The 14,506-nt window shown below is 38.4% G+C and carries 12 protein-coding genes; 9 read left to right on the plus strand and 3 right to left on the minus strand.

Features of this window, described 5'->3' with window-relative positions; genetic code table 11:
• Positions 1 to 65 precede the first annotated feature (65 nt).
• From ACFO5T_RS08410 to ACFO5T_RS08420, 3 genes are read left to right on the plus strand one after another with little or no spacing between them, the layout of a single operon-like run.
• Complete coding sequence (locus ACFO5T_RS08410; RefSeq protein WP_465251694.1) at positions 66 to 3,080, plus strand: DUF7507 domain-containing protein; 3,015 nt, start codon at positions 66 to 68, stop codon at positions 3,078 to 3,080.
• 57 nt (positions 3,081 to 3,137) lie between these two features.
• Complete coding sequence (locus tag ACFO5T_RS08415) at positions 3,138 to 4,079, plus strand: PorP/SprF family type IX secretion system membrane protein (protein WP_380033562.1); 942 nt, start codon at positions 3,138 to 3,140, stop codon at positions 4,077 to 4,079.
• A 36-nt stretch (positions 4,080 to 4,115) separates the two neighbouring features.
• On the plus strand, positions 4,116 to 6,065 hold the full coding sequence (locus ACFO5T_RS08420; RefSeq protein ID WP_465251695.1) for an OmpA family protein: 1,950 nt from the start codon (positions 4,116 to 4,118) through the stop codon (positions 6,063 to 6,065).
• Positions 6,066 to 6,157: 92 nt separating this feature from the next.
• Here ACFO5T_RS08420 and ACFO5T_RS08425 read toward each other — a convergent pair whose 3' ends face one another.
• Positions 6,158 to 6,676: a DUF456 domain-containing protein gene (locus ACFO5T_RS08425; RefSeq protein ID WP_380033566.1), complete on the minus strand. Its 519-nt coding sequence runs from the start codon at positions 6,674 to 6,676 to the stop codon at positions 6,158 to 6,160.
• A 133-nt stretch (positions 6,677 to 6,809) separates the two neighbouring features.
• Here ACFO5T_RS08425 and ACFO5T_RS08430 point away from each other — a divergent pair, with 133 nt between their 5' ends.
• Genes ACFO5T_RS08430 through ACFO5T_RS08445 form a run of 4 tightly spaced genes read left to right on the plus strand, consistent with a single transcriptional unit; the run spans position 6,810 to position 10,369 of the window.
• Positions 6,810 to 7,169 carry a BlaI/MecI/CopY family transcriptional regulator gene (locus ACFO5T_RS08430; RefSeq protein WP_038598658.1) on the plus strand — a complete coding sequence of 120 codons (360 nt, stop codon included), beginning with the start codon at positions 6,810 to 6,812 and terminating at the stop codon, positions 7,167 to 7,169.
• Positions 7,170 to 7,171: 2 nt separating this feature from the next.
• Positions 7,172 to 8,617 carry a M56 family metallopeptidase gene (locus tag ACFO5T_RS08435; protein ID WP_380033568.1) on the plus strand — a complete coding sequence of 482 codons (1,446 nt, stop codon included), beginning with the start codon at positions 7,172 to 7,174 and terminating at the stop codon, positions 8,615 to 8,617.
• Positions 8,618 to 8,620: 3 nt separating this feature from the next.
• Positions 8,621 to 9,823, plus strand: a complete 1,203-nt coding sequence (locus ACFO5T_RS08440; protein WP_380033570.1) for a tetratricopeptide repeat protein — start codon at positions 8,621 to 8,623, stop codon at positions 9,821 to 9,823.
• A gap of 54 nt (positions 9,824 to 9,877) precedes the next feature.
• Positions 9,878 to 10,369: a hypothetical protein gene (locus tag ACFO5T_RS08445; protein ID WP_148305656.1), complete on the plus strand. Its 492-nt coding sequence runs from the start codon at positions 9,878 to 9,880 to the stop codon at positions 10,367 to 10,369.
• Between the two features lie 17 nt (positions 10,370 to 10,386).
• Here the strand turns inward: ACFO5T_RS08445 and ACFO5T_RS08450 are convergent, their stop codons facing one another.
• Both ACFO5T_RS08450 and ACFO5T_RS08455 read right to left on the minus strand, forming a co-directional pair.
• Entirely contained in the window at positions 10,387 to 11,523 is a 1,137-nt protein-coding gene (locus ACFO5T_RS08450; RefSeq protein ID WP_380033573.1) for a glycosyltransferase, read from the minus strand.
• A complete protein-coding gene (locus ACFO5T_RS08455) occupies positions 11,523 to 12,485 on the minus strand; it encodes a lysylphosphatidylglycerol synthase domain-containing protein (protein WP_375253100.1) in 963 nt (320 codons plus the stop codon). Before ACFO5T_RS08455 ends, ACFO5T_RS08450 begins: the two co-directional genes overlap by 1 nt.
• A gap of 43 nt (positions 12,486 to 12,528) precedes the next feature.
• Here ACFO5T_RS08455 and ruvC point away from each other — a divergent pair, with 43 nt between their 5' ends.
• A complete protein-coding gene (ruvC, locus tag ACFO5T_RS08460; protein ID WP_035326806.1) occupies positions 12,529 to 13,083 on the plus strand; it encodes a crossover junction endodeoxyribonuclease RuvC in 555 nt (184 codons plus the stop codon).
• Positions 13,084 to 13,314: 231 nt separating this feature from the next.
• On the plus strand, positions 13,315 to 14,448 hold the full coding sequence (gene hemW / locus ACFO5T_RS08465; RefSeq protein WP_380033576.1) for a radical SAM family heme chaperone HemW: 1,134 nt from the start codon (positions 13,315 to 13,317) through the stop codon (positions 14,446 to 14,448).
• Positions 14,449 to 14,506: the final 58 nt, after the last annotated feature.

Consider the following 14,506-nt stretch of genomic DNA (forward strand, 5'->3'; position numbering starts at 1 on the left):
AGATAGTAACTACGACTGGTACAGCTGGAGAGGATGATTATGAACAAACAATTGTAACGGTAATAATCCCTGCTGGAGAAACTACTGGAGAAGTTGTAATTCCTATTGAAGATGATGATCTTGATGAGGGTGATGAAATCTTCACAGTAGACGGAACGGTAACAAGTGATAACACTGAAAACACAGATCCTAGCGGAACGGTAACCATTATCGATAACGATGATGCTCCAACCGTAACTATCGAAGATGTAATTGTAGATGAAGATGCTGGAACGGTAACGGTTCCTGTAACCTTAAGCAACCCAAGTGATGAGGATACTATTATTGAAATAGTAACAACAACGGGTACAGCTGGAGAGGATGATTATGAAGAAACAATTGTAACGGTAATAATCCCTGCAGGAGAAACTACGGGTGAGGTTGTGATTCCTATTGAAGATGATGAACTTGATGAGGATGATGAAATCTTCACTGTAAATGGAACGGTAACAAGTGNTGGGGAGGATGATTATGAAGAAACAATTGTAACGGTAATAATTCCTGCTGGAGAGACTGAAGGAGAAGTTATAGTTCCAATTACAGAAGACACGACAGATGAAGAAGATGAAATCTTCACAGTAGACGGAACGGTAACAAGTGGTAACACAGATAATGATACCGCTCAAGGCGAAATTACAATTACTGATAATGATGGTCCTCCAACCGTGACTATCGAAGATGTAATTGTAGATGAAGATGCTGGTACAGTAACCATTCCCGTAACCTTAAGTAACCCAAGTGATGAGGATACTGTTATAGAGATAGTAACTACGACTGGTACAGCTGGAGAGGATGATTATGAAGAAACAATTGTAACGGTAATAATCCCTGCTGGAGAGACTCAAGGAGAAGTTATAGTTCCAATTACAGAAGACACGACAGATGAAGAAGATGAGATCTTCACATTAGACGGAACGGTAACAAGTGGTAACACTGATAATACAGACCCTAGCGGAACAGTAACCATTACCGATAATGATGATGCGCCAACCGTAACTATTGAAGATGTAATTGTAGATGAAGATGCTGGAACGGTAACGGTTCCTGTAACCTTAAGTAACCCAAGTGATGAGGATACTGTTATTGAGATAGTAACTACGACTGGTACAGCTGGAGAGGATGATTATGAAGAAACTATTGTAACGGTAACCATTCCTGCAGGAGAGACTGAAGGAGAAGTTATAGTTCCAATTACAGAAGACACGACAGATGAAGAAGATGAGATTTTCACAGTAGACGGAACGGTAACAAGTGATAACACTGCCAATACAGATCCTAGCGGAACAGTAACCATTACTGATAATGATGGTCCTCCAACCGTGACTATCGAAGATGTGATAGTAGATGAAGATGCTGGAACGGTAACGGTTCCTGTAACCTTAAGTAACCCAAGTGATGAAGATACTGTTATTGAGATAGTAACTACGACTGGTACAGCTGGAGAGGATGATTATGAAGAAACAATTGTAACGGTAATAATCCCTGCTGGAGAAACTACTGGAGAAGTTATAGTTCCAATTACAGAAGACACGACAGATGAAGAAGATGAAATCTTCACAGTAGACGGAACGGTAACAAGTGATAACACTGAAAACACAGATCCTAGCGGAACAGTAACCATTACTGATAATGATGGTCCTCCAACCGTGACTATCGAAGATGTAATTGTAGATGAAGATGCTGGTACAGCAACGATTCCTGTAACCTTAAGCAACCCAAGTGATGAGGATACTATTATTGAAATAGTAACAACAACGGGTACAGCTGGGGAGGATGATTATGAAGAAACAATTGTAACGGTAATAATTCCTGCTGGAGAAACTACGGGTGAGGTTGTGATTCCTATTGAAGATGATGAACTTGATGAGGATGATGAAATCTTCACTGTAAATGGAACAGTGACTAGTGGTAACACTGACAATACAGATCCAAGCGGAACTGTGACTATCGTAGATAATGATATAACAGGAAATCTTGATTTATCAAAGTCTAGTGAGATTGTAGATCTTAACGAAAATGGTGTTATTGATGCTGGAGACCAAATAAACTATACACTAACGGTAACTAACAATGGTTCAGTAGATCTTACAGATGTAGTTGTTTCTGATGAAATGATTATTCTAGAAGAAAATACAGTAGCATTGCTTATGGTGGGTGATAGTGTTGTATTTACAGGAAGTTATACAATCACACAAGATGATATTGACACAGGAGAAGTTATAAATATTGCTTTTGCAGAAGGAGTGGATCCTGTTGGAGATATTGTAGTAGATCAGTCTGATGACCCAATGGATACAACAGATACAGATGGAGATGGAGATGGAGATGGAGAAGATCCTACAATTACTTTGATAGACCAATTACCTAGTCTTAACATCACTAAAACAGCTTCTTACCAGGACTTTAATGCCGATGGTTTTGCAAATGCAGGTGATCAGATTATTTATACTTTTGTTGTAATGAACACTGGAAACGTCACTTTAACGGATGTTCACGTCGATGACCCGATGGTTATCGTTGCAGGTGATCCGGTAACGTTACTTCCTGGTGAAAGTGCTAATTTTACTGCGGTTTATATAATTACCGAAGAGGATGTAGCCAATGGAGAGATTGTAAATGTTGCAACAGCGGTTGCTTTAGCACCGTTTGGTGTTGAAGTGATAGATGTTTCTGATGATCCAGAAGATCCAACAACAGATGTTGATGATCCAACTGTTACAGTGTTAAGTCAGACATCAGGTCTCATTGTAAATAATGGTATATCAATAGGTCAAGATGGCCGTAATGATAGCTTTAGAATACAAGGACTTGAGAACTTCCCTGATAATACCTTAACCATATTTAACAGATGGGGTATTGAGGTGTACACTGCAGAGCGTTATGGTGTAGATGGCAATGAATTCAGAGGTTTATCTAATGGTAGGACAACTATTAGCCAAGATGATTATTTACCTGTAGGGACCTACTATTGGATTTTAGAATATGTAAATGCAGTAGGAGATACAGTTAATGAATCAGGATACTTATATATAACACGATAAAAGATGTTAAATCGCCGGTAGTTTTTAGAACAGCCGGTGATTTTAATTAAATGATTTATGAAAAAGGTAGTTTCAGTTTTTGGATTCTTATTGATTTTAGCGCTTGGTACAACATCCCTTTCTGCGCAGCAAGATCCTCAGTACACGCAGTATATGTATAATACCGTAGCTATTAACCCAGCATATGCTGGTAATAGAGGTGTAACTAGTATTGTAGGATTACATAGAAGTCAATGGGTAGGACTCGATGGAGCCCCAAGAACACAAAGTTTAAGTATTCATTCTCCTATTGGAGAAGGTAAAGTAGGTTTAGGGCTATCTATTGTAAATGATGCCTTAGGCCCATCACAAGAGACTTATGTTGGTGCAGATTTTAGTTATACAATCAACACTTCAGAAAATGGAAAACTTAGCTTTGGACTAAAAGCTGGAGGACATATTCTAGATGTAGATTTTACTAAGCTTACGCTTTTTGATGTAACAGATCCAAGGTTTTCTCAAAATATAGATAATAAGCTTTCTCCTATAATAGGTGCAGGACTGTATTATCACACAGAAAATTTTTATGCAGGTGTAAGTGTTCCTAACCTTATAGAGACCGAGCACTTTGATTTAAGTAATAACTCATCAAGTGTAATAGCTAGAGAGCGTATACATTATTATGGTATTATGGGTTATACTTTTGATATAAGTGATCAACTCAAACTTAAGCCTAGTACACTTGTAAAAATGGTTGCTGGAGCTCCATTGCAAGTAGATCTTACAGCAAACTTCTTAGTGATGGAAAAATTACACTTAGGAGCGGCATATAGATGGAGTGCAGCACTTAGCGGCCTGGTAGGTTTCCAAGTTTCAGATAGTATGTTAATAGGTCTTGCCTACGATAGAGAGAGTACAGATTTAGGTGATACCTTTTATAACGATGGTAGCTTTGAAGTATTTTTACGATTTGAGCTGTTTAATGAGTATGATAGAATGTTAACCCCTAGATTCTTTTAATAAGTTATTTTTGACTTATTCAAACTTACAATTATGATGATTAAAACGATTAATATTTGTTTATGTATCCTTTTCTTAGGAACAGTAGGACTTTATGCCCAAGAAGGTAAAATAGATAGAGCAGATAAGAAGTTTGACCAATACGCATTTGTAGATGCACGTAAAATTTATCTTGAAGTTGCAGACAAAGGATATGAGTCTGCAGATTTATTCCAGAAAATTGCAGATAGTTATTACTTCAATGCTGGTTATGCAGATGCTCAAGTTTGGTATGAGAAGTTAATATCAACCTTTCCAGATGAGATAAAGCCAGAGTACTACTTTAGGTACTCACAAACATTACGTGCCTTAAAAAATTATGATAAGGCAGATGATATGATGGCTACTTTTAATGACCTTAACGGAGATGATGTTAGAGCGGTACTTTTTGAAGCAGAGCCTAATTACTTGAAGAACATAGATTACAAAAAAAGCACATACACTGTGCAGGATATACGTAGTATCAATTCGCGCTACTCAGATTTTGCACCTACTGAGTATGAAGGTAAACTCATTTTTGCTTCTTCGAGAGATACAGGAGGTGTTTCAAAAAAAATACATAAATGGAATAATGAACCATTTTTAGACCTTTATGAAACTAAGGTAGGAGAGCAGACCGAAAGCTACAGTAAGCCAAAAAATTATAGTAGAGAACTCAACTCAAAATTTCACGAAAGTACAACCACCTTTACAAAGGATGGTCAAACTGTATACTTCACACGTAACAATTATAATAAAGGAACGTATAAGAAGTCTAAGGAAGGAACTAATAAACTTAAGATTTACAAATCACGTAAAAAGAATGGTCGCTGGAGCACACCAGTAGAAATGCCTTTTAATAGTGATGAGTACTCTACGGCACACCCAGCATTAAATGAAGATAATACAAAGCTGTATTTTGCATCAGATATGCCAGGTACACTAGGTTTGTCAGATATCTGGGTAGTAAATGTAGATAGTACAGATGTGGTAAGTGAGCCAGTAAACTTAGGAAGACCCATTAATACAGAAGGAAGAGAGACCTTTCCATTTTTAAGTGACAAAGGAGTGCTTTACTTTTCGTCAGACGGGCATCCAGGTCTTGGAGGTCTTGATGTATTTGCTACAGCACCAGATGCAAGTGGTAATGCTCAAGATGTTATAGATAATATAGGAGAGCCTATTAATAGCTCTTATGACGACTTTACATTTATTGTAAACGAGGATACTAAAGTGGGTTATTTTGCCTCAAACCGTAAACAAGGAGTAGGTAGTGACGATATCTATAAATTTACAAAAGAAGAAATACCTTGTGAGATTGAGCTAGTAGGGGTTGTTACAGATAGAGATTCTGGAGAGCCTATACCAGGAGCAACAGTTACCTTATTAGATTACAACGGTAACGTAGTATCTTCAGTACAAACTACAGATAGTGGTTATTATGCCTTTGATAACTCTTACTGTGATACACAATATATTATACGAGGAGCAAAAGAGACTTATAGTGGAGCAGAGGCAATCACAAAGACACCAGATGTTTCTGGCACAGTGACTAATGACCTTGAGTTATCCCTATTACAAAAACCTATTAAAGTAGGTGATGACCTTGCAAAAATACTTGAGCTCAACCCTATCTATTTTGATTTTGATAGATTTAATATTCGTCCAGATGCGGCACTAGAGCTAGAAAAAGTACTTGCAGTTATGCGTGAGTATCCTAATATGGTTATAGATGCGCGTTCACATACAGATAGTAGAGGTAATGATTCATACAACCTAAGTCTGTCAGACAAGCGAGCAAAATCTACTGTAAACTATATCATTGCAGAGGGAATTTCTTCATCTAGAATCTCAGGTAGAGGATACGGAGAGACACAACTTACTAATGAATGTTCTAACGGTGTACAATGTTCTGAAGAAGCTCACCAGCTTAACAGGCGTTCAGAATTTATTGTAATAAGTAACTAGAAGAAACTTACTACTTATATCTAAAACCCCTTTTCTTACGGAGAGGGGTTTTTTTACGCTTTCGCGAAAGCGCACTCATACCTTTATTCATACTATCCCAAAGAAAAAATTACATCTTTGTGCTCAATAACTTGTAGTACATACAAGACTAAGAATACCATTGTAACCACAGCTTTTATAAATGTAGAAGCTATAAAGCCTATAAAGGATCCTAGTGCTGCTTTAAGTGCAACCTGAGTACTAGTCTTATTAAAGCTGAGTTCGCCTATAAAAGCGCCTATAAACGCCCCTATAAGAAAGCCCAAGGGTATGGGACTAAGCAATCCCACAATAAGGCCTACGGTAGTACCTATGGCACCTGCTTTACTACCCCCATATCGTTTTGTGCCCATTGCAGGGATGATATAATCAAGTATGGTGATTGCAACCGCCACAGCTAGCGTAATGCCTAAAAATGTCCAGTCTTGCGGTACAGCATCTGTTAAGTGAAGGGTCAACAAACCTAGCCAACTTAAAGGCGGACCAGGTATCACGGGTAAAAAACTGCCTACTATACCAGCTATAACCAGCAGTAGGCCTACAAAAACCAAAAAAAGATCTACATAATTCATCGCTTATAAGACGTCAAAATGTTATAATGTTACATTTTTTAAACTAAAACATTAGTTTAAACTAAATATTTAGTTATATTTGATGTGTCGATGTTCAATGTGTTGACATACAGACTATTCAATTCCAGTATTTATGAAACAACTTACAAAGGCAGAAGAAGAGGTAATGCAATTATTATGGGTAGCACAAAAGGCAAACGTGGCACAACTCATCGAGCAAATGCCAGAGCCTAAGCCTGCTTACAATACCATATCTACCATCATACGGATTTTAGAAAACAAGGGCTTTGTAGGTCACGAGAAGGAGGGAAGAGGCTATATCTACCATCCTCTTGTGACTAAGGAGGTTTACAGCAACGCCTCTATGCATAAAATGATGGACAGCTACTTTAATGGTAGTTTTAAAAGTATGGTAAGCTTCTTTGTAAAAAAGAATGATCTAGATGTAAAAGAGCTGGAATCTATTCTGAGCGAAATTAATAAAGACAAGTAATTATGGGATCTTACAGTATACAAGTCATCTGTTTTCAAGCATTATTTCTAGCGGTGTATTACTTGCTTTTAAGAAAAGAGACCTTTTTCTCATATAACAGAATATACCTGCTAGTCACTCCCGTTATTGCACTAGCATTACCATTTATAAAAATCGCAATGTTACAAACGGTGGTGCCTGTAGAGACATTTGCCAGTGTTCTCCCAGAGGTTGTAATAGGTGATGCGGCAGTGATTACATCTACAGATGCGGCTCCCGTTACAGAGTCTTTTTCCATACCGTGGTTACAAATTTATATGGCAGGTGCGGTGATTAGTCTAGTTGTGCTCACCATAAAGATTAAAAAATTTGCCAGCTACTTTTCTTATAAACAGAAAGGGTCTAGCATCATAGAGATTCCTTCATCTACAGAGGCTTTTACATTTTTTAACTACATATTTATTGGGGCAGATATAGATACGCTTTCGCGAAAGCAAATACTTACCCACGAACAGATACACGCAAAGCAAGGGCATACTTGGGATCTTATCTTTTTTGAGATTTTAAAAGTAGTACTGTGGTTTAACCCTATTACCTATTTATATCAAAAAAATATAAGTATCGTACACGAGTACCTAGCAGATCAAAAAGCAACCGAAGGTATCTCAAAATACACCTATTATGAAGAGTTGCTTAACACTGCCTTTGGCACAAGTAAACTCTCATTTACAAATACATTTTTTAATCAATCATTAATCAAAAAACGAATCGTTATGTTACAAAAATCAAAATCACAAAAAAGCGCATTAGCAAAGTATTTACTTTTAATTCCACTTGTGCTTGCAATGCTCGTGTATGTTTCTTGCTCTGAAGACAATAGCGTAGAGAGTGAGCGCACTCTAGAACAAGAGATTGCAGAATTACAAATTGCACTAGAGCAAAAGGAAGAACTTACAGAGAGCGAGAGAAAACTTTTTAATCAACTTAATAAAACCTTATTAGAAAAAGGTGGCAACAAGAGTATTTATACTCACGGTATGGGAGCAAAAGATGACGAAACAGTAGAAGTGCTCGAAGTAGAACGTGTTTATGATGTAGATGAGAACGGAAATATTCCTTTTGCCGTAATAGACGAGGTTCCAGTTTTTCCAGGTTGCGAGTCCCTTACCTCAAATGAGCAATTAAGGAAATGTATGTCTCAAAAGGTAAGCGCTTTAATTAGCGCTAACTTTAATGTTGCATTAGGGAAGGAGCTAAATCTCAAGGGTACTAACCGAATTTTTGTCAGCTTTAAAATTGATAAAAACGGATTTATCACAAACTTAAGAACGCGCTCGCCACACCCAGATCTTGATGCTGAAGCACAGCGTGTGATTTCTATGTTACCAAAAATGAAACCTGGTAAGCATAATGGCGAAGTAGTAGGAGTTCTCTACAGTCTCCCTATCACGTTTCAAATAGCAGAGTAACCTATGAAAAAACTATTTATAGTAATTGTAATTGGAATGATATCAAAAGTCGGGGCGCAAGCTCCGGCTTTGGCTGTTGCAGATAGTTTATACGCTACTGGTGAGTATACAAAGGCAATAGCCCAGTACGAGAAGATTCAAGAACCTACGGCACGTATATGGTTACAAATAGCCAGAGCATATAAAGGGAAGGGAGCAAAAACAGCTGCTCTTAACTTTTATAAAAAGTCACTAGAGCTTGATGATAAGCAACCCATCGCCGCAACCGAGTATGGAAGGTTACTCCTCACAAAATCAAAATTTAAAGAAGCAGACAGTGTTTTTGCTATACTCTCAACGAGATACCCTACAAATGCCGAGTATCACTATCAATGGGGACGAGCACTTAAAAAGACCGCGGTAAAGGACACCTTAGTTTTAAGTAAAAAAACAGATAATGAAAAGATAGATACCTCAGAAAAGGCTTTTGCAAAAGCAGTCCAGCTGGACTCAACACATCAAAAGGCAATGTTTGAACTTGCAAAGTATCACTTGGGTCATAAAAACTATCCAGAGGTAGAAACAATCTGTAAAAAAGCCCTTGAGAGCGAGCCAGAAAATATTGAGATTATAGGCGTGCTGGCTCAAAGTTATTATTACAAAGGCTGGTGGGATGAGGCAATACATCTTTTTAACCAGTTGCTCGATTTAGGAGTAGATACCTTATTTGTAAGAAATAAACTAGGGCGTGCCTACTACGAGAAAAGAATGTATCCAGAGGCTATAGAGGCTTATGAAGAAGTACTCGCTTATGATGACGAAGACTGGGGTACACTTATCACCCTTGCTAGGTTATATAACTTTAGTCGTGAGTATGACAAGGCCTTAGAGTATGGAAAAAAAGCCCTGTATTTCAAAGATCTACCACTAGATGATGTGTATTACACAATGGGTCGAGCGTATGAATTTAAGAAGAATTATGAGCAGGCGATGAAGTACTACGGAAATTCTACTAAGGAAGATGCAAATAACCTTGATGCGGTCTATGCAACCGCCGTGGCTGCAGATAATTATTATGAAGATAAGGAAGAAGTACTCAAACTCTATGAGAAGTTTGTGGCACAGTCTAAGAAATTAAAAAAGCGTCCTTACTTAGCAAGAATTGCTCAAGAGCGAATGACACTACTCAAAAGAGAAATTTTTGAGGCACAAGAGAAGAAAGAGTAGGGCAGTGATGGCCGCTTTTTGGAGCGGTTTAAATATTGTATTTTCGAGCTACGTATGAAATGGTTTTTACATCGTGGCTTATTGATAATCACAGCAGTAGTTGTGATGACTTCGTGCGACCAGATTGAAACAAAAAAAATATCTTCTTCGCAGTACCTTTCTGAGAGTTGGAAGGCAATAGATCTACATAGAGTAGATGGATATCCCACTTTTGATACCTGTGCTACGTTGCCAGAAGGGGAGCCGCTTAAGGCTTGTTTTCAAGAGACGGTTACAAAGACCTTTTACGAGTCATTTGGAAAACATACCATCGTAGTGCAACGCGCTCTAGACGATACCATATTTGTAGACTTTGTAGTAAACGAAAAAGGGAAGTATTGTATAGACACCCTTAAAATCGCTCAGGAAATCCGCACAGAAATCCCTCGCCTAGAACAGTGGATACACGAAGCCGCAAGACAATTGCCAGAAGCAAAACCTGCAACTAAAGAAGGCGTACCCGTAAAGACACGATTTAAAATCCCCGTGGTTTTAAAGGTGGAGTAATTGTAAGGCACCACAAACTATTGCTTGTAGTTGCGACCTTTCCATTGATACCCAGTAGCTAGCGATCTTAGGGCTATGTAGGTGCTTATAAAAGGGTAGCAAACCATCACAACTGGATACCATTTTAAATATCTTTTTCGGTTGTAAAAAGAAGCTTCGGTGGCAATGAGGATAACATCAACTACTAGTTTTATGACTAAGCCCATTAATATGATGGATTGGGTTTCCGCTTTCGCGAAAGCGTAATAAAGAACTCCCACAACACTTAAAACATTTACTGCCAAAACAAGAATCCCCATTAGTTTTGAGAACCAAAAGGTATAAGCACTAGACTTTGCCGCCCAGCGTGTGCGCTGTGCTATAAATGTGCTCCACTGCTCTTGAGGCTGTGTGGTTACAATCGCATCTGTAGAGCGTAAATAGCTTATCCTATTTTTAAACTTCTCTTGAAATTTCTCGAGTAAAAAATGATCATCTCCACTAGCGATATGATTATTATTTGCAAAGCCTTGAACGGCTGTAAAGGCTTCTTTATCATAAGCGAGATTTGCTCCGTTACATAAAAATGGTAAGCCCATATAAAAGCTTCCGGCGGTTGCGCCCATAAGACTTAAAAAATCCAATTGCTCATAGGCAGTTAAAAATGAAGGTTGAGCGGTGGTCGCAATAGCAACGGGCATAATCACCATAAGTGATGATTGTTGCTGGATGATAGCGTCTAATGTTTTGAGCCAGTTTACGGGCACGGTACAGTCGGCATCTGTGGTCACAATCCACTGGTGTTTACTAGTATGGATGGCGGTTTGGAGTGCATCTTTTTTTGGTGATGCAGAGGTGCGCACGTTGTCTATAACATCAATATTTGTAAGCTCATAACGCGATATACACTTATTTATGACCTCGAGAGAGTTGTCTGTAGAGGCGTCATTTACTAAGATGATTTCCCAGCTGTTTTGTGGATAGTCAACTTCGGCTAGTGATAGCAGCAAGTTAGTAAGATGTGCTTCTTCATTTCTAAAGGGTACAATAACAGTAAATGTGGTAGTTGGGGTGTCACAAGTTTGTGAGAACGTACCAGCGCGATTAATCTCAAGCGCAAAGCCGAGGATGATAATTCCATAGAGCAAGAATACAAAAAACAGCATCCAGATCATTATACGCTCTTTATGGTGCTAGTAGGCTTTTGCACTAGCAAAAAGTAGGCACCAGGTAATAGCGGTACTACTACATTGAGCAGCCACATTAAAAGTACAGTACTTAATACAATCTCTTCGGGTACATTAAACCAGCCAAAAATGAGAACAGCCACACCACCGCGCACCACAACATCTAGTAACTGCATCACAGGTATGAGCGAGCTCACAAGGTAGGTAGCACAAATGCAAGCCATTACAAAAGGATAACTTGTGGTAGCACCTAGCAGGTAGAGAATGAGGTAAAACTGATGTGCAAAAATGATATATCGTATAATGGAAAACAGGCGCACCTTCTTTTTAATAGGTGCAGCAATAGATTTCCAATACTTCTTGATTTTATACCAAGGATTTCCCTTGAGTGTCCAGTGTACACTTCGTAGTATTTTTGGGAGTATTTGGTACAATACGAGTGCCATAAATATGCTCAAACTCCAAAAGAATATCGCTGTCCCACTAGTAAAAAAGGCAATAACTCCTAGGCCAATACTCCCAAAAATAAGCGTCGCTAGCAGCTGATACATATTGCCTATAAAGTTTAAGAAGAGTATCTGCTTGCGTTGCTCTTTTGGGTAATAGAGCGCCTTTGCACCATAGTCTCCAGCTTTGGCAGGAGTTACAAACCCTACGAGGTGAGCGGTGAGGGTTTGTATTGCGCTTTCGCGAAAGCGTAATAATCCATATTTCCCTACTAGAGTTTGCCATTTCTTGATTTCAAAAAACCAGTTGGAAGCGGTAAGTAAGAGTATGACTATAATATAGAAATATAACGATGATGTGTCAATTTCAGAAAGCTGAAATCGTAGTGACCGTAAGTCACCGCGATCTAGTTTGTCATAAATAAAATAGCCAGCCAGTAGTACAATGAGAATCTTAAGAGTCGCCCAGAGTAATTGCGTAGCTTTGTGAGATAATCTAGGCATTCATTTCTTTGTTAAGGATGAGCACAAAGTAACAATAAAAGCATTGGCAGACGAAAAAATCATATTAGGTATTGATCCAGGAACCACTATTATGGGTTTTGGACTTATCAAGGTTGTGGGTAAAAAGATGGAGTTTATGCAACTCAATGAGTTATTGTTACAAAAGTATAATGACCCTTATGTGAAGCTCAAACTCATTTTTGAGCGCACCATACATCTCATAGATACGTATCACCCAGATGAGATTGCGATAGAGGCACCGTTTTTTGGCAAGAATGTACAAAGTATGCTCAAGCTAGGTAGAGCACAAGGAGTGGCGATGGCAGCAGGTTTATCTCGAGAAATCCCTATCACAGAGTATCTTCCTAAAAAGATTAAAATGGCCGTTACTGGAAATGGTAATGCAAGTAAGGAGCAGGTGGCAAGAATGCTACAGTCTTTACTAAAACTTAAAACCTTGCCTAAAAACTTAGACGCTACAGATGGTCTTGCCGCAGCAGTGTGTCACTTTTATAATTCTGGAAAAGTAGAAATAGGTAAAAGCTACTCAGGCTGGGAGAGCTTTGTAAAGCAAAATGAAAAACGAGTTAAGAAGTGATTTATGAATGTAATTCTCTTTTCAAAGTTAATGCTCATCTTGCGCGTGGCCTTCTTATTCTATTTTGGTAGAGAGTTATACTTATCAAGTTTCAAAAATCCAAAGTATAAGGTAGTTTGGTTCTTGATTGTTTTAGTTTTTCCGATATATGGTTATTCTGTTTATTTAAGTATTAGAAGAAGACTACTAAAGAAGAGAGTATTTAATCCTATGTTTAATACCATTAAATAAATGGCATCCATCTACATCCACATACCATTTTGCAAGCAGGCGTGTCACTATTGTGATTTTCACTTTTCGACCACGATGGGTAAAAAAGGGGAAATGATAACGGCTATCATAAGCGAACTTGAGATGCGTAAAGCCGAGTTTGAAAATGAAGAGGTGTCTAATCTTTATTTTGGCGGCGGGACACCTTCTGTCTTAAACACTGCAGAGATTGAACAAATTATAGATGCTTGCTACGCACATTACAAGATTCAAGAAGATCCAGAGATTACCCTTGAAGCAAATCCAGACGATCTTACTGAGCAAAAAATAAGAGAGCTCGCAGCATCGCCCATTAATAGATTGAGTATAGGCGTACAATCGTTTTATGAAGAAGATCTCAAATTAATGAATCGTGCTCATAACGCCCAAGAGGCACTAGACTGCCTGAGATTAACAAGAGCAAGCTTTCCTAACAGTTCGCTGGATCTTATTTATGGAATCCCTGGGATGAGTAATGAGCGCTGGGAGGAGAATATAGATAAAGCGCTAGCGCTAGACCTCCCTCATATATCTGCCTACGCGCTTACGGTAGAGCCTAAGACGGCCTTAGAAAATTTTATTAAAAAAGGAATTGTACCTCCGGTAGAAGATGAGGTGGCACAAGAGCATCACGAGTTATTAATACGTAAGATGGAAGCTGCTGGTTATGAAAATTACGAGTTTTCAAACTTTGCAAAACCTGGTTATCATTCTAGAAACAATACGGCATACTGGCAAGGAAAAAAATACCTAGGTATAGGTCCCTCTGCACATAGCTATGACGGTAAGCGCCGCGCGTGGAATATAAATAACAACCCAAAGTACATAAAAGCAATCACGGCTGGAGAGCTACCTCAAGAGGTAGAAGAGCTCTCGCTCACAGACCAGTACAATGAGTATGTAATGACGAGATTGCGCACGCAGTATGGAGTTTCTTTACTTGAGATAAAAACACAATATGGCGAGCGTTTTTATAACTACTTTTTAGAACAGGCTCAAAAACACATAGAGGAACATTTACTTTTTATAGAAGAAGATAGGGTCTATGTAAGTAAAAAAGGAAAGTTTTTATGCGATGGTATCGCAAGTGATTTATTTATACTCAACTTAAAGTAGCCTAACTCGTTGCAATGAGTTTAAGTACTCTAGGTAAATCAATAGAGTATTTTTATCT

The organism is Dokdonia genika (assembly GCF_042652845.1).
GTDB classification, from domain to species: domain Bacteria; phylum Bacteroidota; class Bacteroidia; order Flavobacteriales; family Flavobacteriaceae; genus Dokdonia; species Dokdonia donghaensis.

What these genes read in the sequence shown, in the direction of transcription:
- ACFO5T_RS08415 (WP_380033562.1), top strand. Translation starts at nt 3,138, where the DNA reads ATGAAAAAGGTAGTTTCAGTTTTTGGATTCTTATTGATTTTAGCGCTT.
- ACFO5T_RS08420 (WP_465251695.1), top strand. Translation starts at nt 4,116, where the DNA reads ATGATTAAAACGATTAATATTTGTTTATGTATCCTTTTCTTAGGAACA.
- ACFO5T_RS08425 (WP_380033566.1), bottom strand. Translation starts at nt 6,676, where the DNA reads ATGAATTATGTAGATCTTTTTTTGGTTTTTGTAGGCCTACTGCTGGTT.
- ACFO5T_RS08430 (WP_038598658.1), top strand. Translation starts at nt 6,810, where the DNA reads ATGAAACAACTTACAAAGGCAGAAGAAGAGGTAATGCAATTATTATGG.
- ACFO5T_RS08435 (WP_380033568.1), top strand. Translation starts at nt 7,172, where the DNA reads ATGGGATCTTACAGTATACAAGTCATCTGTTTTCAAGCATTATTTCTA.
- ACFO5T_RS08440 (WP_380033570.1), top strand. Translation starts at nt 8,621, where the DNA reads ATGAAAAAACTATTTATAGTAATTGTAATTGGAATGATATCAAAAGTC.
- ACFO5T_RS08445 (WP_148305656.1), top strand. Translation starts at nt 9,878, where the DNA reads ATGAAATGGTTTTTACATCGTGGCTTATTGATAATCACAGCAGTAGTT.
- ACFO5T_RS08450 (WP_380033573.1), bottom strand. Translation starts at nt 11,523, where the DNA reads ATGATCTGGATGCTGTTTTTTGTATTCTTGCTCTATGGAATTATCATC.
- ACFO5T_RS08455 (WP_375253100.1), bottom strand. Translation starts at nt 12,485, where the DNA reads ATGCCTAGATTATCTCACAAAGCTACGCAATTACTCTGGGCGACTCTT.
- hemW (WP_380033576.1), top strand. Translation starts at nt 13,315, where the DNA reads ATGGCATCCATCTACATCCACATACCATTTTGCAAGCAGGCGTGTCAC.